The organism is Methanofollis sp. UBA420, from assembly GCF_002498315.1.
Lineage (GTDB): Archaea > Halobacteriota > Methanomicrobia > Methanomicrobiales > Methanofollaceae > Methanofollis.
This window is the reverse complement of sequence record NZ_DAGX01000007.1, coordinates 241,517-265,113: the sequence shown is the minus strand read 5'-3', so window position 1 is coordinate 265,113 and position 23,597 is coordinate 241,517. Positions and strand designations below refer to the sequence as shown.

Below are 23,597 nucleotides of genomic sequence, written 5' to 3'. Positions count from 1 at the left end.
GGTGGATCCGCACTCACTCAATGAAATTCTGGGGGGCGACATCAACCTGAACATGAGGGTTTCTACAAATCCCGAAAATCAAAGATTTTCTCAAGTTCCCTTTAGTCGCATCTCCCGGACCCCCATCCAAGATCTGCCCCGAGAAGACAGAACCAAAGACGATGATCACAGCCATAACAATGGGGATCGTTTCCTCAGACCGAAAAGAGCGGCCAGGCCTCGCGGATATGGATCGCCTGCATGCCGAGGCGCCGCGCCGGGATGATGTCGTTTGTCATCGAGTCGCCGATGAAGAGGGCCTCCTCTGGTTCGATACCGATGCGCCTGAGGGCGACCTGAAAGATCCGGTCGTCGGGTTTCTTGCACCCGACGTCGGAGGAGAAGACGGCGGTCCTGAAGAAGGGGGCCAGGCCGAACATCCGGAGTTCGACCTCTGAGAAGACCCGCTGCCCGTTGGAGACGACGCCGAGGGGATAGCCGTACAGGGCCGAGAGGAGTCTCCGGCTCCGCGGGAAGGCCCCCAGCCTCCTGACAGTCGCGGCCCGGAAGGACCGGGCGAACATGACCCCGAGGATGGTCTCGTCCAGCGGCCAGGCGGCGTAGTCCCGGCAGATCCCGGCAAAGATCTCCTCGACCCGCACCTCGGGGTGGGCCTCCGTGCTCTGTGCCATCATCCCGGCGATCCGCTGCCGGTATTCGTCCCTCAGGTCTTCGGGGGCGATCCGCACCCCCTGGTAGGCCGCCCACGTGCTGAGGGTCTGGTAGCCGCAAACGCCCCTCTCGTCGGTGCTGATATCGAGCAGGGTGTCGTAACAGTCGAAGAGTACGGCGCGGACCCGCGTGAAATCTACCGGTGCCTGAGACATGCAAGCGCCTCCTTTTTCAGCCATTCCTTTTCATGGTTTCCGATCGAAAGGCGCGCCATACGGAGATAGCCGAGGGCCATGGAGAAGGGGACGCACCCGGTGACGTACCTGAACGCATCGTCCGATCCCGCATAGTGCCAGAGGAGATGGCCGAGATAGGGTTCGGCCCTCCCGGCGTCGCCGTACCGACGCCTGAAGGCGTACCTGATCTCGGCGCAGAGGATGCCGAGGTCGTGTGCCGGGTGCGCACCTGTCCAGGCGCTCTCGAAATCGACCGCGACGACCCCGTCCTTCCCGAAGAGATAGTTTGTCGGCGTGGCGTCGCGGTGGATCATGCAGCCGCGGCGGCGTTCCAGGGTGCCGGCGTCCCGCCACCGCCTGAGGCGGCGGTTGAAACGCTCCCTCTCCCCCGAAGACAGATCAACCTGACCGAGAACGCCCTGAAAGGTGGCAAACTCCCTCTCCAGGTCGTACGCCGACGCACCCCTGCCGTGGAGACGGCGGAGGAGGCCAGCGATGTCGGTCAGGCGGTCGAAGAGGGAGGGGTCGTCCCTGAGGAAGTCGAGGAGGGGCCTGCCCCTCACGTATCCAGTGACAAGGGCGCAGTGATAGTCGGCGCGGACGGCGATCGGTTCGGGGACCGCGATCCTCCGCCGCGCCTTCTTCAGCATCCTGTACTCCGTCTCCATCGCCTTCTCCGGGTCGAAGCGATGGTTTGTCCCGGTCGGTTCGGCGAAGAACTTGCTGACGACGCTGACCCCTTCGCCGCGAAAGCCGTACCGGCAGACGGTGTGCGACGCCGGCCTGATCAGGTAGACATCGGCCTGGGCGTCGGCGTGCCTGATCCGACCGTCGAGGACGGAGACAAGCCAGTCCCGGAAGGGGTCGCCGGGGGAGAGGGTGCCGACATGCTGTTCACGCCTCATGGCGCACCCCCCGCAGGGCCGCGGAGGCTCTTAACACTTCAGCGACGCTCCAGGCCTGCGCGATGCAGCCGCCCGGCCTGTGCGGCGGGTCGCCGTCGAAGCACTCGGAGATCGTGCCGAGGCCGGCGTCGGCGAGATGGGCGCGGAGGGGGACGAGCAGGGGGTCGGGGTCGACGCCGGGTTCGTAGACCCTGAGGGCGTCGATGTAAAAGCCGAGAAGCCAGGGCCAGACAGTCCCGTTGTGGTAGGCGGCGTCGCCGGTGAACCTGCCCGCGTACCCGGCCTCGCGGGGCGAGAGGGTGCGCAGGCCGAAGGGCGTGAGCAGTTCGGACCTGACCACCGCGAGTGCCCTCGTCGCCCGGTCGGCCGGCGGGATGCCGAGGGCGAGGGCGACGACCTGGTTCGGCCTGACCGCCGGGTCGGCAGGGTCGATGAGGTCGAAGAAGCAGCCTTTCTCCTCGTTCCAGAACCGGCCGAAGGCCTCTCCGGCCTCGCGGGCCGTCACCGGGCCGTCGATGCCGAGGGACTCCGCGAACCTGAGGGCCGCCACCCAGAGGGCGTTGACCTCGACCGGTTTTCCGCCGCGGGGCGTGAAAGGGGTATCCATCCAGGTGCTCCGCGGGGCGATGGAGAGGAGGGCACCGTCGAGGTGCGTCACCGGGCTGTCCTGATAGCCGTCGAGGACGGCGGCGACCTGCGGGCACATGGAGCGGACAAATGTCGGGTCTTTCTCTCCGGTCGCATACCTTGCGAGGGCGAGGACGAACCAGAGGGCGGCGTCCGACGAAGAATAATCGTCAGGAGGCCTGTTCGGGAGGAGGCCGCCCCGGATCATGCCGGCCCAGCGGGTGAAGATGCGGCGGGCGCGGGCATGGTCGCCGCGGGACAGGAGGAGGCCGGGCAGGGAGACGAAGGTGTCCCTGCCCCACTCCTCCGCGAACCAGTGGTAACCCGCAAGGATCGCGTCGCCGACGAGGAAGGTCTCGGCGGCGCGGGAGAGAGAGTCACCTGATTTTTCTGGTGGAGACCACCCCCCGCCGGCGTCGGCCTCCAGCCAGAATGTCCGGTCCTCTCCTTCGCCCTCGAAAACACCGGGGCAGAAGAGATTTTCCTGGTGGGCATAGCCCCGCTCCCTCTCCACCTCGTAGAGGACGTCGCGGTAGACGGCCGGGGCCGGGGTGAAGGAGAGGTCTGACCTGACTGCCAGGGTACCGACCTGCACGCCGTCGGAGAGGGGAGCGACCAGAAGACCGTCGCAGGTTGTCCTCACCTCATGGACGCCGCGGCAGGCGACGAGGGGCGCGACCCTGAGCGTCCCCTCACCAAGGAGGTCGTACCTGACCGAGAGGGTGCCGTCGAATGAGAGTGTCTTCCGCAGAACCGCACCACCGGCATGGTAGACGAAGACGGGCTCCGGCGAGAGGGAGACGGCGGCGAGGGCGGCAAGCCCGCGGTCGTCGTTCCCGCCCACATACGCCGCCGGGGTGAGGGCGGTGCCGTTCAGGTACTCGTCGAGGCCGGAGAGGAGGACGCGGCCGTCCCTGACAAGGAGGCCGTGGTACTTCCGGGTGTTCCCGGCAAGGGAGGAGGAGGCATAGGCGCCGTCCGCAACAAGGAGGTACTCCTTTGTCCGGGCGAACGCCCGGTCCTGAAGGCCGGCGGAGAAGGCGATCACGATCTTTTCCCTCCCCTGACGGCCTCCTCGTAGACCTCCGCCGTCTCCCGCGCCGCTCGGTCCCAGGAGAAGAGGGAGACGGCCCGCGCCCTCCCGTTCCTCCCCATCACTTCCCGCAGGGCGGAATCGCAGAGGACAAGGGAGAGATAGGTGGCGATGTCTGCCGGGTCATGGGGGTTGATATGAAAACCGCAGATGCCGTCTCCGGCAGGGACGACCTGCTCCCGCATGCCCGAGGTGCCCCGCGCCCCGACGACGACAGGTTTTCCCATCGCCATCGCCTCGGTGCAGACGATGCCGAAGGGCTCGTAGGTCGAGGGGAAGACGCAGACGTCGGCGGCGGCATAGCGGAGGATACGTTCCTCTTCAGGGAGAAAGGAGAACTCCAGGTGGACCCGCCCCTCCCCGATCGTCTCGGCGAGGCGCGTGATCTCCCCGTCCATCTCGCCGACGCCGAGGACGAGGAGATGCGCCGCAGGCACCTTTTGCAGGACCATGCCGAAGGCCCGGAGGAGAGTGTCGGCCCCCTTCACCCGCGTCAGTCGGCCGATGAAGAGGACGAGCGGGTCGCATCCCACGCCGAGGCGCTCCCTGAAGGCCCGCACCGCCGTCGGCGGGATACGGGCCGGGTCGTACTTCGCAGTATCGACGCCATTGTGGACGACCCGGATCTTTTCCGCAGGGACGCCGAGGGCGAGGAGTTCGTCCTCCATCGCATGGCTGACCGTGATGACGGCGGCGGCCTTTTCCAGGGCGCGGGCCTCGAGGGCCCGAACAGTCGGCGACCCTCCGCCCTCTGACCGTCCCCCTTCGGTCGAGTGGACATGGAAGACGAAGGGGATGCCAAGGGACGCGGCCGTCACCATCGCGGCCGGGGCGGCGAGCCAGTCGTGCGCAACCGCGAGGTCGGCCCCCTCGCCGCGGGCAAGGAGGTCGCCGGCGGAGACGATGTTGTAGAAGAGGTAGTCGGCGAAGAAATGGGCGGCGTCAGGGGGCCAGGCCGCCACCTCGGAGGGCAGGACCACCGGGAGGAGGGGAGCGGGTTCGGGGAGAGGGAGGCGCCGGACATGGGCCCCGGCCCACTCCTCCTCCACGGCCGCGTCCCCCATCCTGAAGGCGTAGACGGTGAGTTCGTGGCCTGACGCCGCAAGGCGCGGGGCCATCTCCAGCGCATATGTCCCGAGGCCGCCCCGGAGAAAGGGGGGGAACTCGTCCAGGAAATAGGCGACCCGCATCAGAGCACCTTCTCGTAGACCTGCTCCATCGCCCGCGCCACCGCCTCCCATCTGAACTCCCTCTCCACCTTCTCCCGGCCCTGCCGACCCAGGGTGGAGCAGAGTCTGCGGTCGTCGATGACGGTGTTGATCCCGCCCGCGATCCCCTCGGCCGAGACAGGCACCTTGACGCCGTTCACCAGGTGCTCGATGTTCTCGCCGAGGCCGCCGACGTCGGAGGCGACGACGCACCGGCTCGCACTCCAGGCCTCGGTGAGGATCAGGCCAAAGGGCTCGTTCCTGCTCGGGATGGCGACGATGTCCGCGGCATTGAGGAGGCTGACAAAGTCGGGTTCGGCAAGATAGCCGAGCACCTGCGCGGGCATCCCCCGGGTATGGCGGGCGACCCATTCCTGCATGTCGCCCTTGCCCGCGAAGATGAAGTTAGCGTCCCAGCGGTGCCGCAGCACGGACGGGATCGCCTTCACAAGGATGTCCGGCCCCTTCTGGTAGACGAGACGGCCGCCGAAGAAGACGAGGGGCGCATACGGGTGGAGGCCGTACCGGCGCTTCACCTCCCCCTGGTCGACACGCATCGCAAAGGTTTCGGGGTCGATCCCGTTCGGGACGGCGTCGATCTTCCAGCCAGGGACAGAGTACAGATCCATCACCTCCGCCCTCAGGGTCTTCGAGACGGCGACCACCCTTTTTGCGATATAGGCCCCGTACCACTCCTTCCCCGAGATCTCGCCGAACTCCCACCACCCGCCTTTCTGGTTGCCGTTCCGCCCGTACTCGGTGGAGTGGAAGGAGAGCACCGTCCTCCTCTCCCGCAGGCGGTGCATCGCTTCGACAAAGTGCCAGTCGTGAAAATGGAGGACATCGAAGGGCGGGGAGTCCTCCTCCCGGAACTGGCGGCAGGCCTTCAGGGCGAGGTCTTTGCAGAACTCGACGATGTTCCCGCCATGGGGATCGCAGTAGTGGTAGACGACGCCGTTTTTTTCCGGCGGCCCGGAGCCGCGGGTGAAAAAGTGGACCTCGTGGTCGCGGGCAAGAGCCTCGGCAAGGCAGGTCGCCGCGGGGGCGAGGCCGCCGACCCTGATACCGTGGAGCGACTCCCAGCAGAAGAACGCGATTTTCAGTCTCCGCAGAGCAAACACCTCCGTGCACGTACCGTCTCCCGCACGTCGTCCGGCGTTGCGCAGGTCGAGACAGCCCGTGCAAGCCGTCTGTCGCCGACAGATCCCTCGATCCACCGGGAGTAGTCGCCGCGGTCGAGGTGCCACCAGACCGACTCGCGGGGCGCTCTTTCCAGGGTCTCCTCGAACTCACGGAGACTGTGCGCCGAGACGCCCGCGTACTGCCCGCCCGGAAAGCAGAAGTGGAAAGCGCGGTCGGGCGGGAGGGAGGCGACCGCCCGTCTCCCCCTGCCGAGACACCTGCCCTCCAGGTGGGAGAGCACCCGCATGTAGGCGTCATGGGAACCGTCGTTCCCCTCGGGACAGAAGTAGCGGTGTACCTCGCCACATGACCCGTTCTTTCGTGCGAGATAGTAGAAGTGGTCGCTCGTCCCGAAATAGCGCCAGAGGTCGGGGCGGGCGGCCCTCGCGGGGGAGTGTTCGAGGGCGAAGAAAGCGCTCTGCTGGACGGGGTTGCCGAGCCAGGCCGAGGCGTCTTTCTCAAGGTCGGCCCAGGAGACAGGGTTTTCGAGGGAGACCTCGCCGGCATGGGCGGAGGCGGCCGCCTCCGACGGGAGGAGAGTGGCGACGCCGGCCTCGTCGAAGGCGCCGGGCAGGGCTTCGAGGAAGTCCAGGATGCCGCTCTCCTCCCGGTGGTGCTCGCCGAAGGTTTCGTAGTCGATGAAGACATGGGCGCATCGCCCGGACGATCGGGCGACCCAGGAGGCATAGGTCTCCGCCGTCAGGGGGTGCTTGTCCCATCCGGCCCAGGAGAAGCGGAAGGCGATGTCGTCGGAGAGAGGGCAGTTCCGCAGGAGGAGAGGGAGGCCGGCGCAGGTGTAAGTCTCGTTCGGATCCCGCCCGCCGAGCAGGCGGTCGGCCCCCTCGGTATAGACCGCGGAGAAACCGAGGTCCCGCACGACGGCGGCGATCCGGTCGTCCAGCGCGAACTCGGTGTTCTCGGCGACCGTCGGCACTCTCCCGAAGAGGTCGTGCATCAGGTCGGCGTGCATTCTCATCTGCAGGCTGAGTTCCTCCGTGTCGGCGAAGAAACCGGCAAGGCTGTGGTAGTAGGTCTGGGCGAGGAACTCGGCGTTTTTGTGGGCCGCCACCTCGGCAAAGAGGGCGAGGGCGTCGGGGCGCCACCGCTCAAGTTGCTCGACGAGCACCCCGGAGAGGGAGAAGGCGCACGTCATCCCACCGTCGAGGGCGTCCAGGACGATCTCCGTCGCCGGGATATAGCACCGGGCGGCGACGCGGTCCAGGATCTCCCGATTCGATGCGTCGAAGTAGCAGTCCTTCAGGTCACGCCGGCCTCTCGCCATCGCCGGTACAAAATCCCTGTTGAGCCTGAAGGGCTGGTGCACTTCAAAGCCCAGACATATCGCCGCCATGAACGTCCCCCCATCGACGCGGCCTGATGCCTGTCACCCCCCTATCCCCGGACGGAATATTAAAGGGTATCTTCGGGGAGGGGAGAGGAGTATCTCTGAGGGAGGAACCGACACACTGCCTTCCCCACTCTCTAGACCGGAGGTTTCTCGACTCATTTCGGTCGCAGTTCTCTCCTGACTAGCCCCAGGAAGACAGAATAGAAAATCAGAAGGGGAGATTGCCATATCCCTCCCTATCTTAATGAAGGGGGGACCGGGGGGCAACAGCCCCCCGGAGGAGGACGCCAACCAAACGCCTTCCCCACACTCTGGACCGGGGGTAAGCCCCCAGACCTCGAAAATCAAAGATTTTCTCGAATCCCTTCGGTCGTTCCATCTCAGGATAGGTCAGGGAAGGACAGAATAGATTATCCAGAAGGGAAGAGTGCCGATCTCGTCCCTATCCGGATCTGAGACGTGCGACCGAAAAAAGCACGAAAAGAGGAGGAAAACCTCCCCGGAGACTCACTCCGTCTTTCCAGAGTCCCCGTCCTTCCCCTGGATGTCGCAGGAGATGCAGGGCTCGGAGTCCTTCTCCTCATCCATCACGCGGTAGGCGTCGGCGAGGACGGAGGCATTGGAGGCCAGGCCGGCGATGAGGATCGCCTCCAGGATCTCGTCGCGGGTGGCGCCCTTCGCCTTCGCCGACGCCATATGGTACTCCACGCAGTGGCGGCACTTGAGGGCGGCGCCGACGGCAAGGCTGATCAGTTCGATGCACTTCGGGTCGAGGTGGCTGGTCTCGAAGACCGAAGACTTGTACAGCAGGTGGGAGATGAGCACCTCCGGCCGTTCGCCCATCCTTTTCAGGATCAGGGGGGCACGCCCGTACTCCTCCTCGATCTCGGCAAGCCACCGGGATGCGGTCTCCTTCTTCCCTCCCTCCAGAACCGCGGCGAGTTTCTCTTCAAACTCCATCTTTACACCATGGTATTGGTTTCAGAGAAGGGTTTTATCCGGATCCAGATGTAGTTTCTCATTTTCGACGGGAGGACGTCGGCGACATCGCCGACGGTGACGCCCTCCTCGATCTCCAGAGTCCGGAGGCCCTTTGCATATGATTCATACGGGAGTTTCACCCGCAGACCCACCATCTGGACGGTGACAGGCGTTGGGTGGGTGACAGCATGGACCTCAGGGACTTTCTCCAGGATCACGTCCATCAGGCGTGCCGGGGAGACAGAGAGGGGATCCTTCGCGATCACGGCCCGCCTCTCGTCGAGCACCCGTGCCACCTCCTCCACCATCACGTCCAGGACGGAGAGTTCCTCAGGCCGCTTCGTCCTGTGCATGAGGCGGCCCATCTCGCCGACATAACCCTCCACGGGCGGGTCGATGACCGCCTTCAGGCGGTCTGTCGGCGGAGCGCCGGTGAGGACGATCGGCACGTGGATGCCCCGGCGGAGATGGGGGAACTTCTCCTCGATACAGGTCTCGAAGTTGCCGAGCACATAGACCGCAAGGTCGTGCTCGTTGATCGTGTCCCTCTCCTCCACATTGAGGTTCGCGATCCTCTTGCCGAACCCGCGGGCAAGCCCGACCATGTTCGTCTTCGCCCCGGCCCGCCGCAGGTACTCCGCGACGTCGCAGGACGAGTGGGGGAGGTGGTGGATCTCCAGGGACGGGGAGACGACGGCGATCTCCGTGCCGACGAGGGGCGCGACCGTCACCTCGCCGCCGAGAGGCCTGCCGACCGTCCGGATCAGTTCCACGTCTTCCTTCGGCACCAGGCACTGGAGGACGACCTCCTGGGCGATCATGTGCTTCTGCACGATGTAGCCGCCGAGATCCTCGATGAGGTCGACGACCTCGTCGTGCCTGAAGACACCCCCCTTGTAGGTGATGGGCACAAAGATCACAGGCTCACCCCGATCAGTTTCATCTTCTCCGCGACCAGGGTCTCGACGACCTCGGGGTCGAGGGTGTTCTCGCTCGCCACATAGTAAAAGACCCCCTCTCTATGGTACTCCCGGCGCACCTTGAACCCCTCGGGGGCGATGATCTGGAGGGCGTACACGAGGTCCTTATAGAGGCCCTCCTCCGGGCGTGCGACGACGATCTCCTCGATCGCCCGCGGGTCCTCCCCTTTCGGCACCGTCACGACGACAGAAAAACGGTCGGGCTGCTCGACATCGTCCTTGCCGAAACGGTCCCAGAGGGCCTGGAGCATCGGCGCAAGATAGGTCTCGTCCCCGATCGAGAGGACGGCCCGCCCTTCCTCGTCCACGTTCACGTCGGCGAAGTCACGCACCCGCACCGGGCCTCCAAGGGCGTGGGTCGCCCCGACCGCGACAAAGACCGGCACATGCGGGTCGATGAAGATGTGGAGTTTCGAGACGACCCGCACGAGGTCGAGATCGAGGAGGACGTCGTTTGCGATCCTCTCGTATGCCTCCCTCCCCTTCTCCTCGGTGCATTCGACGACGAAGTATTCAAGCGCGGCCATTCTCCTACTCTCCCTTCACGAAACCCGAAGCCAGCAGGGCGCACCCCACCGCACCGATATACTGGGAATGGTGCGGGACGACGACCTCGGTCTGGAGGAGCTGGCCCATCGCGTACACCAGCCCCTGGATCAGGGAGGTGCCGCCGACCATGATCACCGGCTCCTTGATGTCCACCTCCTGAAGCTGCTGCTCGAAGACCTGTTCGGCCACCGAGTGGCAGGCCGCCGCGGCGACGTCCTCGCGGGCGCTCCCCTCGGCAAGGGCGTTCACCAGGCTCTGCGTCCCGAAGACGATGCAGTACGAGTTCATCGGCACCTTATCGCCCATCCCCTTCATCGCGAGGGGGCCGAGTTCGGTGATGTCGATGCCCAGGCGCTTCGCGGTCATCTCCAGGAAACGGCCCGACGCCCCGGCGCAGATCCCGCCCATCGTGAACATGCCGGGTATCCCGTCCTGGACCGTGATCGCCTTGTTGTCCATGCCGCCGATGTCGATGACCGTCGCGGGGCCGTGCTGCCTGTCGGCAAGGTAGACCGCACCCTTCGAGTTGACGGTCAGTTCCTCCTGGACGAGCTGCGCATTGAAGTGTTTGCCAACGAGGTACCGACCGTACCCGGTCGTCCCGATCGCCTGGATGTCGTTCAAGGTGAGGCCGGCCTCAGCGAGGGCGAGGTCGACAACCCCTTCGGCGCTCTTCAGCACCTCCGTCGTCGGGAGCCAGCCCGTGCCGACGATCTCGTTCTCCTTCATGACCACCGCCTTCGTCGTCGACGAACCCGAGTCAATGCCCATGGTGATCCCTTCCTGCTCCTCGCGGGCGAGGAGGGCGCGGCGCCGGGCGATGGTGGTCAGGGCCTCCATCCTGGTGAGGAGGGTGCCCGCGGTCGTCCTCTCGGTGAAGGAGTACGAGACGACCGGGAGGCTGGAGTTCTCGTGGATATACCGGCGGAGTTCGTTTCTCACGATCGCCGCCTCGGCACACCTGAAGCAGGTGGCGATGAAGACGGCGTCGGCGTCGATCTTCCCGTCGACGAGGGCCTTCGCCCGCCCGATCGCAAGTTTCAGGTCAGGACTCCGGACGTCGAGGCCGAAGCTCTCGAAGCCCTCCCGCACGTCGTCGAGCATGATGTCGGGGAAGAAGACCTCGGCGTCGACCATCGCCGCCGCCTCGTTGATCTCCTTCTGGACGCCCGAGTACTCGGGCCCGCAGGAGAGTTGCGCGATCCGCACCTTCTCAGTCATGGCGATCCCTCCTTCGGAAGACCGCCAAGGAACTCCCTGATCGCGGCGACGAAGGCGACGCCTTCGTTGTCGGAGGTGGGGTAGTCGAGTTCGAGGACGGGGATGCCCATGTTCCGCAGGTGGAAGAGGATCAATTCGTTCGTCCGGGCGCACCCCATGCACCCGAAGGCGAACTCCGGGTCCCTGACGATGACCGCGGCCTCTGCCGCCTCGATCAGGGGGCCGTACACGGCCATCCTCCCCCTGACCCCTGACGGCACCTCGACGGCCGCCCATTTCAGCCCCTTCTTCGGTTCCTCGGGGGTGATCTGGAGGGGCGGGCTCTCGAAGCCCGGAGTCTGGATACGTTCGCGTATGCCGATCGCCGATCCGAGAGGTTCGTGCCCGAACCTGGCGACCATATCTGAGAGGATGAGGCTCGTCGCCGGATAAATAAATACCTTCGCCATTTTTTACGGCTCCTCTGCGTCCATCATTTCTTTCAGTCTCCGTGCGTCCAGGGGTTTCGGTTTTTCAGGCAGGGGCGGGACCGTCGCCGCGGCCGCCTCCAGACCCTTCGAGATGTACCGGACCTTCTTCATCTCGAACTCGTGGCCGAGGTAGCCCGGCCTCGCCCCGCCGAGGTTCGCCCGGCAGCGGCGTTCGTCGCCGGGGGGAAAGCCCCGGTCCTTCACGAAGATGTGGGACGGGTCGAACTCCCTGACCTTCGCCACCAGGGCCTCGACCTCGTCGGGCGTGCCTGTCACCTGGAGGCCGAAACAGGTCTCCTTGATCATGACGCCGCCCGATATCTCGTAGGCCCTGACCGCCAGGTCCTTCGGGGTGAGGAGGGGCGACTCGACGAAGACGTACTTTGTCACGGTGCCGACATATTTCGGGACATACTCAGCCACGGCGCTTCACCTCCCGCACATAGACGGTCTCCCCTTCCTTGAAGCGGGCGACCTTCTCCAGGTCGAGCACCGTGCCGATGAGGTTCGTGCTCTCGAAGGGTTCCGACGTCGGGCCGAACTCGGAGTTGTCGGTCGCCCGCACGCCGACCATGCCGGCGCCGCGGCGCGACTCGTTTGTCATCGCGAGGGAGGCCGCGGGCACGTGGTCTTTCGGGACATTCTCCGGGAGGATGTTGACGCTCTTCTTGATCTTCGGCTGGAAGAGGGTGACGTCCTCGAAGGTGAAGAGGACGGGCATCGACCCGACCGCATGGGTCTTGAGGCCCGTTGCCCGCCTGAAGATGTCGCAGGTGGCCGGGGCGTGGGCGTCGTCGAGAGTGATGCCGACGACCTTCTCCGCCTGGAGGACAGAGAGGACGACCGATCCTTTCGCAAGTGCTTCGAGTGTCGTCCCCGGCGCCTGGCCGACGACGATGAGGTCGTCGCCCTCGCCTTTCAACTCGACCCCGATGCCGCGCCCCTCCGCGATCGCCCGCGCCTCGGCGAGGGGGAGGCCCACCAGGTCGAACCTGGGCGGGTCGACAGAGACCCTGAAGCGCTGCCCGCTCTCCGCAAGTTTCACGATCTCGATGCCGTGGGCGACATGCCCGACGAGAGTGTGTGCCGGGTGGCTCGGGATCTCCTCGCGGTACATATAGATCCCGCCGCGGGATCCGCCTGCCGCCCTGACAGTGACCGCACCCTCGCGCCGCGGCTTTTTCAGGTCCATCGAGACGTCCATCGGGACCATGGTCTCGTCCCTGATGAAGGTGGACGCCGCCCTGCCGACCGAGAAGAACCCATCCTCCAGGGAGAGGACGAGGTGCTCGACGCTCCTCGCGGTCTTCGTCCCGACAACGTCGCCGCCGTAGCCCTCGGCCGTCACCTCGACGCGGGTGACGACCTCGCACCCCTCTTCGAGGGGCGTCGCCGGGTCGGCGGTCGTGAACGACGTGGACCGATCGGCCCAGGAGACGACCCTCTCGACCGCGGTGACCGCGTCGCCCGCCGTCCAGCGGTCGATGACGCCACGGCCGCTGACGATCGTGCCGACGACCCCGCCGTCCGCGCCGGAGCCAAAGTCGGCCCTGTGGTCGGCGCGGGCGAAGAGCAGGACAGAACGTGCCGGGTCATAGCCCGCACACCCGAGAACGACGTCGCCGCGGGCGTACCGGTGCGGCCTCCTGTCGGGCGAGACGCCCGAGGGAAAGGGCCCGAACGCGGCGGCGTACCGGTCGCTCCAGCGGAGAGAGAGAGGGGCCGGGATTGTTTCGTTGCCAAAATATGTCGAAAAAAGAGGCGTGGTCTCGATCACGACCTCGCCCGCCGTGGTCACAAGGCGGATATGTCCGGTCTGCGCCGCCTCCATCGCCTGCGGGCGGATCACTGCCACGACATACGACCCGTCCAGGTCAGGGAGGAGGTCGCCGAGCGTCGCCCCGGCACCGGCCTCCACCGGTCTCCCGTCAAGGAGGACGTGCATGACTCCACCTAGTCCTGGGCCTTCCCCATGATCTCGCGTTCTTCGTCTGTCAGCCTGGCGAGGACCTCTTTCGGTTCGCCGAGGGCGATGATCTTCCCGCCCCGCATCAGGGCGATCCTGTCGCAGATGTCGCGCACGAATGCCATGTCATGGGAGACGACGATAAAGGTCTCGTCCATCTGCTCGCGGGCGTGCATGATCGAGTGCTTCACGTCGATCTTCGTGATCGGGTCCATCGTGCCCGTCGGTTCATCCAGGATGACGATCCGCGGCTCCCTGATGAGCACCTGCGCAAGGGCGACCCGGTGCTTCTCGCCTTCGGAGAGTTCGCTCGGTTTGCGGTTGAGGATCTCGCGGCTCTTCTCCTCCGGGAAACCGGCCATCTTCAGGGTGATGATCGCCTTCCTGATCGCCAGTTCCTTCGGGAACTCCAGGCCGATCGCGTCGGTGAGGTTGTCGAGGACGGAACGGTGCGGGTAGAGGTCGTACTCCTGGTGGAGGAGGCCGATATAGCCCTTCGCACGGCCCCGGTGCTCGATGCCGGGCTTGGTCATGTCCACCCACTCGTCGCCGATCCTGATGTTCATCTCGCCGCTCGTCGGTTCGATGATCCCGGAGATCATGCGGGAGAGGGTCGTCTTGCCGGCGCCGCTCTTCCCGATGATCCCGAAGATCTCCTTCTCCTTCACCTCGAAAGAGACGCCGTCGACCGCCTTGACCATGCCCCTGTCCACGGAGAGGTACCTCTTGATCACGTCACGCGACTGGAGGACATCTGCACCGAGTTCTGCCCTCTCGTAGACCTCGGTATCGGTGTAGCCCTCCATGAAGTGGTGGATCACCTCCTCCGGCGAACCGATCAGGTCGATCTCGCCGTCTTTCAGCATGATCGCACGGTCAGCGACGTCCTCGATCACCTGAGAGAAGTGGGAGGTGACCATCATGCCCATGTCGTTCGTCTCCGCGGCGGCCTTGAGCATCTCGTGGACCAGGGTCGCGGTACCCGGGTCGAGGGTGCCGGTCGGTTCGTCGGCGAAGAGGAGACAGGGCTCCTTTGCCAGTTGCCGGGCCAGGACAACGCGCTGCTTCTCGCCGCCAGAGAGGTCGCGGGCGATGTGCATCATCCTGTGGGAGAGGCGGACCTCGTCCAGGAGGTCGGCCGCCCTGGTGACCGCCTTCGTCGAGGGATAGCCGATGTCCTCGAGGGCGTGGAGGACGTTCTCGATGACACGGTCGTTCCCGTACAGGGCGAAGGTCCGCTGGAACATGATCGCGGACCTGGCCATGACCCGGCGCTTCATCGGCTCTTCGGCCGGGTTCCAGAGGTCGACGTCGACGGCCTGGAGAGTATGGCCGCACTTCGGGCAGGTCTTCCCCGCGGCACCCGGCACGTCCACCCAGTCGCAGCCGTCGCAGGCGGCGACATGGTAGACCACCTTTCCACTCGTCGGTGGCTGGTCGACCCCCCGGACCAGGTGGAGGAGGACCGTCTTGCCGGCTCCGCTCCTGCCGATGATGCCGACGATCTCACCCTCCCCAACCTCGAAATTGATATTGTTGAGGGCCCTCTTGCCGTTGAAATCCATGCAGAGGTTCTCGATTGTGATCAATGCGGTCATACCTTACTCCTTTGATTCCTCAGGGGTACTGTAGAGGTCAGATCATATTATCCTTTATATCGAGACAATTTCGTCCCCGCAGAGGTCCCTGACAATGGGCACGACATCGCTCACGTTACCGATGATGTAGTCGGCCGCATCGCAGAGTTTTTTCGGTTTCTGCCGCGACTGTTGCTCGGAAAGGATGGCGATATCGGCCTTCGAGAAGGCCTGGAGGTCGTTGATGCCGTCGCCGACCATGACGACGGTGTCGTAGCACTGCTTCAGGTCGGCGACGATCTGGGCCTTGATCGAGGGCGTGGCGATGCCGTGGACCTGGTCACGCGGGATGCCCAGGTGGTCGGCGATCTTTTCGAGTTTGGCCGCCCTGTCGCCGGAGGCGATGTAGGTGGCGACGCCCATCGCGTGGAGGTCGGCCATCGCCTCCTTCGCCCCCTCGAAGGGCCTGCCCCCGGCGGTCACCGTGAACTCGATGCCCGGACGGGAGAGATTGAGGATGGCGCCCGAGTCCATCACGACGAGGGACTCCTCCTTCAGGATCGTCCAGACGTCTCTGATGCATGTCTGGAGGTCCTCGACCTGAGCGGTGTCGTCCTGGTACAGGATGCGGGCGAGGTGTTCCTGCGGGACGACCTGGCGGAGGCAGGAGACCCCGAAGCCGATGTTCCGGTCGCAGAGATAGGCGGAGAGGAGCTGGTCGGGCGACGCCGCGATCACGTCCCGCGAGTGGGCGTTGAGGGCGATGAGCACCCGCGACCGGTCGAGACAGGTGAGCACCGTCGTCTCGACGTCGGAGAGGAGTTCGCCGGTGACGACGTCCCGCGCCGTCCGGTAACTCCGCAAAAGTGTGCCCGCACTGTCGAATACTACTGCAACGGTCATGGATACTCACCGGTAATGCTTATCTGATTGAGTATTCATCTACTCCATTAAAGTATGTTGCTGAATCAGACCGCAGAGAAAATCCGGTCCATGGAGATCAGGGGCGCGGGCAGGATCGCGAGGGCGGCGGCCGAGGCCCTGAAAGACCGTGCCGGGCGCCTGGAGACGGATGACCTCGACCTCTTCAGGCGGGAGATGGGGAGGGCGGCGGAGACGCTCGTCTCGACCAGGCCGACCGCGGTCTCCCTGCCGAACGCGGTGAGGACCGTGATGAGGGGAATGAACGGGGCGACGACGGTGCGCGAAGCGCGGGACGGGCTGACAGACGCGGCGGACTCTTTCGTCCTCGCATCCGAACACGCGGTCGAGAGGATCGGGGAGATCGGCGCCCGCCACATCGCCGACGGCGACGTCGTCCTCACCCACTGCAACTCGGAGGCGGCGCTCGCCTGCATCCTCGCCGCCCACAGGGAGGGGAAGGAGATCGAGGTCTTCGCCACCGAGGTGCGGCCGCGGAACCAGGGCCTCCTCACGATCAGGACCCTGAACGACGCCGGGATCAGGACGAACTTCATCGTGGACTCGGCGGTCCGATCCTTCATCAACGACGTCGACCTGGTCGTCACCGGGGCCGACGCGATCACGGTGAACGGGGCGGTGGTGAACAAGATCGGCACGGCACAGATCGCCCTGGCCGCCCACGAGGCGCGGACGAACCTGGTCGTGGCCGCGGAGACGTACAAGTTCGCACCCAGGACGATCCTGGGCGAGAGGATCGCGATCGAGGAGAGGAACGCCGCGGAGGTGCTCGACCCGGCGATCGCGGCGTCCCTGCCGAATGTGCGGGTGCGAAACCCGGCCTTCGACGTGACGCCCGCGAGGTACGTGGACCTGATCGTGACGGAGATGGGGGCGATCCCGCCGCAGATGGCCTATTGCATCATCAGGGACCACCTGGGATGGGATATCTCGGATTTCCAGAAGGCATTTGAGATAGACGAGAAAAATCAGGAGTGAGAAGATGACAGACGTTACGGCAACCTATTATTTCCGCCCGCGGGCCGACACGACGCCCGAAGCGGCGGCGCAGGCTCTCGTCGAAGAGGAGACGACCGGCACCTGGACAGATATCAAGACGACGACCGAGTATGTCCGCCGCCTGGACGGCGAGGTGCTCTCTGTCGAACCTTCGAGGAAGGGCTACGTGACGCGGGTGCGGTACCCGGCCGAGATCTTCGAGGCGGGAAACATCCCGCAGTACCTCTCCGTCGTGGCCGGGAACCTCTTCGGCCTCGGACGCCTGGAGGCGGTCCGCCTCCTGGACGTCGACTTCCCGGACGAACTTGTCCCCTTCAGGGGCCCGAAGTTCGGGATGGAAGGGGTGCGGCGGTTGATCGGGACGACGGACCGCCCCCATGTCGGCACGATCATCAAGCCGAAGGTGGGCCTGAACCCGAAGGACACGGCCGAGGTCGCCTACCACGCGGCAATCGGCGGCGTTGACCTGATCAAGGACGACGAGACCCTGACAGACCAGACATTCTGCCCGATGGACGAGAGGCTCCAGGCGGTGATGGCCCGCCTGGACGATGCGAAGAGCGAGACAGGACGGCAGGTGCTGTATGCGGTGAACATCTCGGCCCGTGCCGACGAGATCGTGGAAAGGGCCGAGCACGCGATCGACCTCGGGGCGAACATGGTGATGATCGACGTGATCACCTGCGGTTTCACCGCCCTCCAGGCCCTCGGCGAGGCGCCGTCGGTGAAGGTGCCGATCCACGTCCACAGGACAATGCACGGGGCGATCACGCGGAACCCCGAGCACGGGATCGCGATGCGGCCGATCGCCAGGATCGTCAGAATGCTCGGCGGCGACCAGCTCCACACCGGCACGGTCTCCGGGAAGATGAGCCACGACGTCTCCGAACTGAAGGGGGACAACGCCGCCCTGACAGAGGCGTACTTCGGCCTGAAGCCGACCTTCCCGGTGGCGAGCGGCGGCCTCCACCCCGGCAAGGTGGCGGCTGAGTTGAAGAACCTCGGCACGAACATCGTCCTCCAGGCTGGCGGCGGCATCCACGGCCACCCTGACGGCACCGAGGCCGGTGCACGGGCGATGCGCCAGGCGGTCGACGCCTTCATGGCCGGCGTGTCGGCGGAGGAGTACGCGAAGGACCACTACGAACTGGCGAAGGCGCTGGAGACGTGGGGGAACAGGTAAGGATCAGATTTTTTCTTTTTTTGTGGGGGGTCGGACCCATCTCGCGTGACGGCAGGGGCGTGCAGGGCATGCGACCCTTTCGACGCGTAGACGATCTGCACAGAAACGCCATATGCACCAACGGAGAGATCACGAACCATGGAAGAAAGATGCGTACTCACGGCCATTGCCGTCCTGCTGATCGCGCTCCCGTGTCCGGGCCTTGCATCAGACATAGGAGAGAAAATATCTCTCACCGTCACGTCTCCGGTCGACGGGGCGGAGGTCTGGATCGACGTCGTCCCACCCCATATCGCGGTCGTCGGGAATGTCAGCGCCCCCGCAGGCATCAGAGAGGTGCGTGTGCGGAGCGGGGCGGGAGAGGTTTCGTGCGGGAACGGCACGACGTTCGCATGCTCCGTGCCGGTATCGAAGGGGGAGAACACGATCACCGTCGTGGCGATCGACACTCTCGGGAACAGGGCAGAAGAGACACTGAACGTGACCGTCCGCATCGGCATGCCCCCGCCGGAGGCGATCACCGTCTCGGGCAGGGTGACGGGGCCGGACGGCAGCCCGGTCCCCGGCGCATCGGTGAGGTTTGAGTCGGAAATTATGCTGAATGACGAACCTCTCGCGGTGGCGACCGTAACAGGGCCGGACGGCAGGTACCTGGTAGAGAACGCAATCGGGTACAGGCAGACGATCACGGCCGGGAAAGAAGGATATCTCCCCCTCCGGCGCGAGGTCGTCTTCGAGAATGAGACGAACACGCTCGACCTGGAAATGGAACCTGAGGGCCGGACGGTCCCGGGGTTCGACCTTTCGGTCGGCGTCCTCGCCCTGCTGCTGGCCCTGATAGTCAGGAGAAGATAAGAGCAGAAGGCGCCGCCAAAGCACATATCCCCCTCAAGAGAGCACCATCATATATGACCCTCCACCCCGCCCCTCCCTTCGACCTCTTCAACGTCTATTTCGAGCGCATCTACGACCCGACGATGCACCTCCTCTTCGCGTTCGACGGCGAGGTCGACGAGGAGAGGCTGAAGGAGGCGACGCTCCGCCTCATCGCTGCGAACCCCTATCTCGGGTGCCGGTTCGCGGAAAGGGACGGCATGCCCTGCTGGGAGGAGATCTCGAAGAGTGATGAGGCCTTCGTCGTCCTCCCGCCGGGAACGGAGATGCCACCAGCCCCCCTCGACATCCGCAGGGGGCCGCAGGTGCGGGTGAGTCTCCTGCGGGAGGACGGCGGCGACCGCGTCGTCGTCACCTGCCACCACGGTTTCTCCGACGCCCGCGGTCTCATGGACCTGGCGCGAGATCTCTTCGCGGCCTACCGCGGGACCGCACCGGCACCCGTCGGGTGGTACGACCGTGGGGCGGATCAGGTTCTCGCACGCTTCTCCGCGGCGGAGATCGAACGGGCGCGTGAGGATGAGGAAACCTTCGTCGACAGGTGGCGCTTCCCCGTCGAGAGAGAGGGACGGGGGACGCCCCGCGTCGCATACAGGACCCTCCCGCCCGACTCTCTCCGCCGGGCGAAGGAGTTCGGGAAAAAACATGGCGCCACCGTGAACGACATCATGATCGGCGCCTTCTTCCTTGCCGTCCTGAAGACCAGGGCCGACCCCGCCGACCGCAACGCACCCCGCTCCATCCTCACCTCGGCAGACCTCCGCCGCCACCTCGACCGCCCTGTCCCGCCCATGAACCTCTCCGTCGCCTACGACATCACCCTCACCGCCGGCGAGGGGGCGGGCCTGGAGGACGTCATCGACCAGGTCACCGCGGCGACGAGACGGCGCAAGGCAAACGGCCTCGGCCTCGGCTGCATCCTCTTCTACGACGAGATCTACGCGGGCGGCGTGCCGGCGGTAGAGGGGTTCTTCGACGGCATGATGCAGAGGTACGAAGAGGCAGGTCTCAAGAACCCTGTCTTCTCCAATATCGGCGTGCTCGACGCCGGCGACGTCCTCCCCCTCGAAGGGAAGGACGGCAGGCCTCTCGACCTCCGCAGTGCCTGCCTCCTCCCCTGCGTCTGCTGGCCGTACGGGTTTCTCATGTCCCTCTCCACCTTCCGCGAGTCCATGACGATCGTCTCGGCCTACGAGGAGGGGCCGTACTCGCGGGAGACCGTCGAGGAGTTCCTCGATTCTGTGGTGGAATACCTCTCCTGACCGGAAACCGGAAGGAGATATAACCCCGCGGCCGCCCCGTCTCTCCCCCTCCGGATCGTCCGCCACCCGCGGAAACGGTATATAGCGCCGCGGGCATTCTAGAGATACACAGGAGAAATATGGACCCGTCATCAAAGGCACCGGCATTTCTTGTCGCGGCGATCGCCGTGATACTGGTATCCATCGGCGCTGCATCGATCTATGCCGACCTGAACTCCGGCCAGAAGGGAGGAGAGACCGGGGCGGCGATCCGGGAGGTGATCCCCGACATCGGCGACGCCGACCTGGAAAGGATCCTCGCGTGCGATGTCTGCGCCGCCTACGGGAGGGTCGGTGAGGGGCAGGACCTTCTCTCCGTCCTCCAGGCGGCCGGGCCCGAGCTTGAGCCGTACCTCTACCCGGAGGGCCCGGTCTACTCCTACGGCATCACCTACCCGGGCTGCATCCAGATTTTCCTGGACGGAAAAACCCCGGCCAACCACTCGACCACGGACACGATCTACCAGGTCGTCGAACGCCACGGGAGAGGTCTGGGGGTGAAGAGCACGCCGGTGATCTTCGCCCGGACCCCCTTCGCAAACAGGACGGCGACTGAAGAGATGCTGTCGCCGCCCTGGATGAAGGGGAAGGAGGCATGACGTTCCGGGACAGACCACACACACAAAAATTTCCTTGCGGCCAGAGAGGGATCGCCGACGACGAGAATGCCTGACTGGCCATGACAGATAGACGATTTGCACAGAAATGATATATTCAAAGAAGGTACCATTTCCCATCACGGGTCTCTGAAAGAGGCCCTGCAGGACTTCACCCATTGCCAGGTGGGGGGATGGAACACCCAATTGCCGTCCTCCCCAATCCTGCACACCCATCACGCGGGTGTCCCGAGCACCCGCACCATCGTCTCCGTCTCTGTACCAGGATGCAGAGAAGCAAAATGCGCTTTTTCAATTTTCACCCGGAAGAAACTTCCATTCGATAGATATATGGCATCTCGGCCCATAGACCGCACTGGGAGAATTTATCAGGATTTTAAAGCTCCATAAATTCCCTTTTTCGCCACGCACTTCACTATGCAGATTTTTCAGGAGGTATCGAGATGCACTTTACATACGGACTCGACGATAAACCTGGTATCGGAGAACTTGCCATCTTCGGCCTGCAATGGCTCGCCGTGAGCGTCCCGGCAATTCTTATCATTGGAAGCGTTGTTTCGGCCCTTCAACCGGGCGGGTCAGCCATCGCATACATGCAAAAACTTTTTCTGGTCATCGCCCTGGTGCTGCTGGTGCAGGTGCTCTGGGGACACCGTCTCCCCCTTGTGGTCGGGCCCGCCACCGTGCTCCTCATCGGGGTTCTTGCAAGCATGGAACATGGAGTCGGCGCCATCAACGCCTCGATCATGATCGGCGGCGCGATCCTCGCCCTGCTCTCGGCTACGGGGCTGTTCAAATACCTGAAGATGCTCTTCACGCCCCGCGTGATCGTGGTCATTCTCCTGCTCATCGCCTTCACCCTCGCCCCGGTGATCCTCACCCTGATCACCGCAGACGGCGTGGTCTCCCCGGTCTCCAACTTTACTTTCGCCCTGGTCTTCGCCCTGGCCCTCTTCTGCGCCGGCGGCCTGCTGAAGGGGATGTGGAAGGCGACCCTTGCGATATGGGCGCTGCTCCTGGGGAGCCTCGCCTATTATCTCGTCTTCGGTACATTCTCCGTCCCGGCGACCAACGCGGCCATACTCTCCCTGCCTGAAGGCCTCATCGCACCTCTTGTCGTTCCCGACGCCGGCGTGCTGGCGGCATTCCTCATCTGCTTTCTGGCGCTTGCCATCAACGAACTGGGGTCCATCCAGTCGGTGGGGGGGCTCCTCCAGGCCGACAGGATGGACGAACGGGTGAACAGGGGCATGACGGTCACCGGTCTCGGGAACGCTCTTTCAGGCGTTGCAGGGGTCATCGGCCCGGTGGACTTCTCCCTCAGTCCAGGTGTGATCGCCGCGACAGGGTGTGCGTCCCGTTTTGCCCTCGTCCCCGCGGCCCTCGCGCTCATGGCCATCGGGTTCTCGCCCCTTCTCATCACCTATCTCAGCAGCATTCCCCAGCCGGTCATCGGCATCGTCCTCGCCTATGTCATGACCGCCCAGATCGCCGCGGGGTTGATGCTCGGGGAGGAGACCCGCGCTGTCGCGAGTTTCGAGGACGGACTGGTCATCGGGATCCCGGTCCTGATCGGCACGGTGGTCGCCTTCCTGCCTGCGGCCATCGCCGCCGGTTTCCCGGCGACGCTCCGCCCGGTCATCGCAAATGGTTTTGTCGTCGGTGTGGTCCTGGTCCTGATCCTCGAACACTTCGTGTACCGGAAGCGCGGAGAGGCCTGACCTCGCCCTTTCCGGCGAAGTGATATAGCGTGGACAGGGAAAACATAGAGGTATGGAGATCCGGTTCACCAAACTGCACGGCAATGGCAACGACTTCGTCCTGATCGACGAGATGGAGGGCACGGTCATCCCCGGCGAGATGAAGGGGGGTTTTGCCGCCCTGTACTGCGACCGCCGCTTCGGCATCGGCGCAGACGGCGTGCTCTTCATCTCCCCCTCGGAGAAGGCCGACGTGAAGATGCGGCTCTTCCAGCAGGACGAGAGCGAGGCCGAGATGTGCGGGAACGGCATCAGGTGCCTGGCGAAGTACGCCTTCGACGCGGGCCTGGCCACCGGCACCTGCACGGTCGAGACTCTCGCGGGCGTCATGCCCGTCTCGATGGGCTACGACGAGGACGGCGAGTTCTGGGCGACGATCCAGATGGTCGACCCGGCCTTCGCCCGCTCCGCGATCCCGGCGATAGGCGAGGGGGAGTATAAGGAAGAGATCGACGGCTTCACCGTCTACGCGGCGAACACCGGCGTCCCCCACGCGGTGATCTTCGTCGACGACGTCGCCGCGGTCGACGTCGCGGCCGCCGCCCCCCGCATCCGCCACCACCCCTCCTTCCCGAAGGGGGCGAACGTGAACTTCGTGCAGGTGACGGACGAGGACGGGATCAGGATCCGCACCTTCGAGCGGGGCGTCGAGGGCGAGACCGAGTCCTGCGGCACAGGCGCCACGGCGTCGGCGGTCGTCGCCCACCGCCTCGGCCGCGTCGGCGCCGGGGTACATGTCGAGACGAACGGCGGCCCCCTCGTCATCGAGTGCGGCGAGACGACGACGATGCAGGGCCCCGCGGTGACGGTGTTTACCGGCGTCATCGAGGGGTGAGAGGGCCTCACCCCCTACCATTTTTGACATAAAACCTCTTTTCTGGTCTTTCAGCGGCTGCGGGGGGGTCGG

General features: G+C 64.9%; 22 protein-coding genes. 7 read left to right on the top strand and 15 right to left on the bottom strand.

The genetic code is table 11. The annotated features are described in order from the left end of the window. Positions 1-194: 194 nt before the first annotated feature. The 15 genes from BP869_RS11380 to BP869_RS11310 all read right to left on the bottom strand — a co-directional run bounded on the left by BP869_RS11380 (position 195) and on the right by BP869_RS11310 (position 15,897). Positions 195-866, bottom strand: a complete 672-nt coding sequence (locus BP869_RS11380) for an HAD family hydrolase (protein ID WP_342679770.1) — start codon at positions 864-866, stop codon at positions 195-197. Next, positions 848-1,792 (bottom strand): phosphotransferase family protein, encoded by a 945-nt coding sequence (locus tag BP869_RS11375; RefSeq protein WP_342679768.1) that lies wholly within the window; start codon positions 1,790-1,792, stop codon positions 848-850. Before BP869_RS11375 ends, BP869_RS11380 begins: the two co-directional genes overlap by 19 nt. Next, positions 1,782-3,467: an amylo-alpha-1,6-glucosidase gene (locus tag BP869_RS11370; protein WP_342679766.1), complete on the bottom strand. Its 1,686-nt coding sequence runs from the start codon at positions 3,465-3,467 to the stop codon at positions 1,782-1,784. Before BP869_RS11370 ends, BP869_RS11375 begins: the two co-directional genes overlap by 11 nt. Beyond that, positions 3,464-4,702 (bottom strand): glycosyltransferase family 4 protein, encoded by a 1,239-nt coding sequence (locus BP869_RS11365; protein ID WP_342679765.1) that lies wholly within the window; start codon positions 4,700-4,702, stop codon positions 3,464-3,466. Before BP869_RS11365 ends, BP869_RS11370 begins: the two co-directional genes overlap by 4 nt. Continuing rightward, positions 4,702-5,841 carry a glycosyltransferase family 4 protein gene (locus BP869_RS11360; protein ID WP_342679763.1) on the bottom strand — a complete coding sequence of 380 codons (1,140 nt, stop codon included), beginning with the start codon at positions 5,839-5,841 and terminating at the stop codon, positions 4,702-4,704. The genes BP869_RS11365 and BP869_RS11360 overlap by 1 nt, the downstream gene beginning before the upstream one ends. After that, the gene (locus tag BP869_RS11355) at positions 5,820-7,253 is read right to left on the bottom strand and encodes an alpha-amylase (RefSeq protein ID WP_342679761.1); all 1,434 of its coding nucleotides are present in this window, start codon (positions 7,251-7,253) and stop codon (positions 5,820-5,822) included. The genes BP869_RS11360 and BP869_RS11355 overlap by 22 nt, the downstream gene beginning before the upstream one ends. 504 nt (positions 7,254-7,757) lie before the next feature. Beyond that, positions 7,758-8,210: a carboxymuconolactone decarboxylase family protein gene (locus BP869_RS11350; RefSeq protein ID WP_342679760.1), complete on the bottom strand. Its 453-nt coding sequence runs from the start codon at positions 8,208-8,210 to the stop codon at positions 7,758-7,760. 2 nt (positions 8,211-8,212) lie between these two features. After that, positions 8,213-9,151 carry a methanogenesis marker 7 protein gene (locus BP869_RS11345; RefSeq protein WP_342679759.1) on the bottom strand — a complete coding sequence of 313 codons (939 nt, stop codon included), beginning with the start codon at positions 9,149-9,151 and terminating at the stop codon, positions 8,213-8,215. Then, on the bottom strand, positions 9,148-9,738 hold the full coding sequence (locus BP869_RS11340) for a methanogenesis marker 17 protein (RefSeq protein WP_342679757.1): 591 nt from the start codon (positions 9,736-9,738) through the stop codon (positions 9,148-9,150). The genes BP869_RS11345 and BP869_RS11340 overlap by 4 nt, the downstream gene beginning before the upstream one ends. Before the next feature lie 4 nt (positions 9,739-9,742). Continuing rightward, complete coding sequence (locus tag BP869_RS11335) at positions 9,743-10,981, bottom strand: methanogenesis marker 15 protein (RefSeq protein WP_342679755.1); 1,239 nt, start codon at positions 10,979-10,981, stop codon at positions 9,743-9,745. Then, a complete protein-coding gene (locus BP869_RS11330; RefSeq protein ID WP_342679754.1) occupies positions 10,978-11,430 on the bottom strand; it encodes a methanogenesis marker 5 protein in 453 nt (150 codons plus the stop codon). The genes BP869_RS11335 and BP869_RS11330 overlap by 4 nt, the downstream gene beginning before the upstream one ends. Before the next feature lie 3 nt (positions 11,431-11,433). After that, positions 11,434-11,874: a methanogenesis marker 6 protein gene (locus BP869_RS11325; protein ID WP_067047989.1), complete on the bottom strand. Its 441-nt coding sequence runs from the start codon at positions 11,872-11,874 to the stop codon at positions 11,434-11,436. Then, positions 11,867-13,396, bottom strand: a complete 1,530-nt coding sequence (gene mmp3, locus BP869_RS11320) for a methyl-coenzyme M reductase-associated protein Mmp3 (protein WP_342679752.1) — start codon at positions 13,394-13,396, stop codon at positions 11,867-11,869. Before mmp3 ends, BP869_RS11325 begins: the two co-directional genes overlap by 8 nt. A gap of 8 nt (positions 13,397-13,404) precedes the next feature. Continuing rightward, positions 13,405-15,015, bottom strand: coding sequence for a methyl coenzyme M reductase system, component A2 (gene atwA / locus BP869_RS11315; protein ID WP_342679749.1), 1,611 nt, complete (start codon positions 15,013-15,015; stop codon positions 13,405-13,407). A 54-nt stretch (positions 15,016-15,069) separates the two neighbouring features. Beyond that, the gene (locus BP869_RS11310) at positions 15,070-15,897 is read right to left on the bottom strand and encodes an HAD family hydrolase (RefSeq protein ID WP_300164075.1); all 828 of its coding nucleotides are present in this window, start codon (positions 15,895-15,897) and stop codon (positions 15,070-15,072) included. A gap of 54 nt (positions 15,898-15,951) precedes the next feature. Here BP869_RS11310 and BP869_RS11305 point away from each other — a divergent pair, with 54 nt between their 5' ends. The 7 genes from BP869_RS11305 (at position 15,952) to dapF (ending at position 23,525) form a co-directional block, all read left to right on the top strand. After that, entirely contained in the window at positions 15,952-16,914 is a 963-nt protein-coding gene (locus BP869_RS11305) for a ribose 1,5-bisphosphate isomerase (protein ID WP_342679745.1), read from the top strand. A 4-nt stretch (positions 16,915-16,918) separates the two neighbouring features. Further along, on the top strand, positions 16,919-18,118 hold the full coding sequence (locus tag BP869_RS11300) for a RuBisCO large subunit C-terminal-like domain-containing protein (protein WP_342679743.1): 1,200 nt from the start codon (positions 16,919-16,921) through the stop codon (positions 18,116-18,118). Between the two features lie 138 nt (positions 18,119-18,256). Then, entirely contained in the window at positions 18,257-18,973 is a 717-nt protein-coding gene (locus BP869_RS11295; RefSeq protein WP_342679741.1) for a carboxypeptidase regulatory-like domain-containing protein, read from the top strand. Between the two features lie 53 nt (positions 18,974-19,026). After that, positions 19,027-20,274: a condensation protein gene (locus BP869_RS11290; protein WP_342679739.1), complete on the top strand. Its 1,248-nt coding sequence runs from the start codon at positions 19,027-19,029 to the stop codon at positions 20,272-20,274. A gap of 119 nt (positions 20,275-20,393) precedes the next feature. Further along, positions 20,394-20,912: a hypothetical protein gene (locus BP869_RS11285; RefSeq protein ID WP_342679737.1), complete on the top strand. Its 519-nt coding sequence runs from the start codon at positions 20,394-20,396 to the stop codon at positions 20,910-20,912. Positions 20,913-21,373: 461 nt separating this feature from the next. Beyond that, complete coding sequence (locus BP869_RS11280; protein ID WP_342679736.1) at positions 21,374-22,651, top strand: purine/pyrimidine permease; 1,278 nt, start codon at positions 21,374-21,376, stop codon at positions 22,649-22,651. Between the two features lie 52 nt (positions 22,652-22,703). After that, entirely contained in the window at positions 22,704-23,525 is an 822-nt protein-coding gene (gene dapF / locus BP869_RS11275) for a diaminopimelate epimerase (protein WP_342679735.1), read from the top strand. The last annotated feature ends 72 nt before the right edge of the window (positions 23,526-23,597 follow it).

What these genes read in the sequence shown, in the direction of transcription:
- BP869_RS11380 (WP_342679770.1), bottom strand. Translation starts at nt 866, where the DNA reads ATGTCTCAGGCACCGGTAGATTTCACGCGGGTCCGCGCCGTACTCTTC.
- BP869_RS11375 (WP_342679768.1), bottom strand. Translation starts at nt 1,792, where the DNA reads ATGAGGCGTGAACAGCATGTCGGCACCCTCTCCCCCGGCGACCCCTTC.
- BP869_RS11365 (WP_342679765.1), bottom strand. Translation starts at nt 4,702, where the DNA reads ATGCGGGTCGCCTATTTCCTGGACGAGTTCCCCCCCTTTCTCCGGGGC.
- BP869_RS11355 (WP_342679761.1), bottom strand. Translation starts at nt 7,253, where the DNA reads ATGGCGGCGATATGTCTGGGCTTTGAAGTGCACCAGCCCTTCAGGCTC.
- BP869_RS11350 (WP_342679760.1), bottom strand. Translation starts at nt 8,210, where the DNA reads ATGGAGTTTGAAGAGAAACTCGCCGCGGTTCTGGAGGGAGGGAAGAAG.
- BP869_RS11340 (WP_342679757.1), bottom strand. Translation starts at nt 9,738, where the DNA reads ATGGCCGCGCTTGAATACTTCGTCGTCGAATGCACCGAGGAGAAGGGG.
- BP869_RS11335 (WP_342679755.1), bottom strand. Translation starts at nt 10,981, where the DNA reads ATGACTGAGAAGGTGCGGATCGCGCAACTCTCCTGCGGGCCCGAGTAC.
- BP869_RS11330 (WP_342679754.1), bottom strand. Translation starts at nt 11,430, where the DNA reads ATGGCGAAGGTATTTATTTATCCGGCGACGAGCCTCATCCTCTCAGAT.
- mmp3 (WP_342679752.1), bottom strand. Translation starts at nt 13,396, where the DNA reads ATGCACGTCCTCCTTGACGGGAGACCGGTGGAGGCCGGTGCCGGGGCG.
- atwA (WP_342679749.1), bottom strand. Translation starts at nt 15,015, where the DNA reads ATGACCGCATTGATCACAATCGAGAACCTCTGCATGGATTTCAACGGC.
- BP869_RS11310 (WP_300164075.1), bottom strand. Translation starts at nt 15,897, where the DNA reads ATGACCGTTGCAGTAGTATTCGACAGTGCGGGCACACTTTTGCGGAGT.
- BP869_RS11305 (WP_342679745.1), top strand. Translation starts at nt 15,952, where the DNA reads ATGTTGCTGAATCAGACCGCAGAGAAAATCCGGTCCATGGAGATCAGG.
- BP869_RS11300 (WP_342679743.1), top strand. Translation starts at nt 16,919, where the DNA reads ATGACAGACGTTACGGCAACCTATTATTTCCGCCCGCGGGCCGACACG.
- BP869_RS11295 (WP_342679741.1), top strand. Translation starts at nt 18,257, where the DNA reads ATGGAAGAAAGATGCGTACTCACGGCCATTGCCGTCCTGCTGATCGCG.
- BP869_RS11290 (WP_342679739.1), top strand. Translation starts at nt 19,027, where the DNA reads ATGACCCTCCACCCCGCCCCTCCCTTCGACCTCTTCAACGTCTATTTC.
- BP869_RS11285 (WP_342679737.1), top strand. Translation starts at nt 20,394, where the DNA reads ATGGACCCGTCATCAAAGGCACCGGCATTTCTTGTCGCGGCGATCGCC.
- BP869_RS11280 (WP_342679736.1), top strand. Translation starts at nt 21,374, where the DNA reads ATGCACTTTACATACGGACTCGACGATAAACCTGGTATCGGAGAACTT.
- dapF (WP_342679735.1), top strand. Translation starts at nt 22,704, where the DNA reads ATGGAGATCCGGTTCACCAAACTGCACGGCAATGGCAACGACTTCGTC.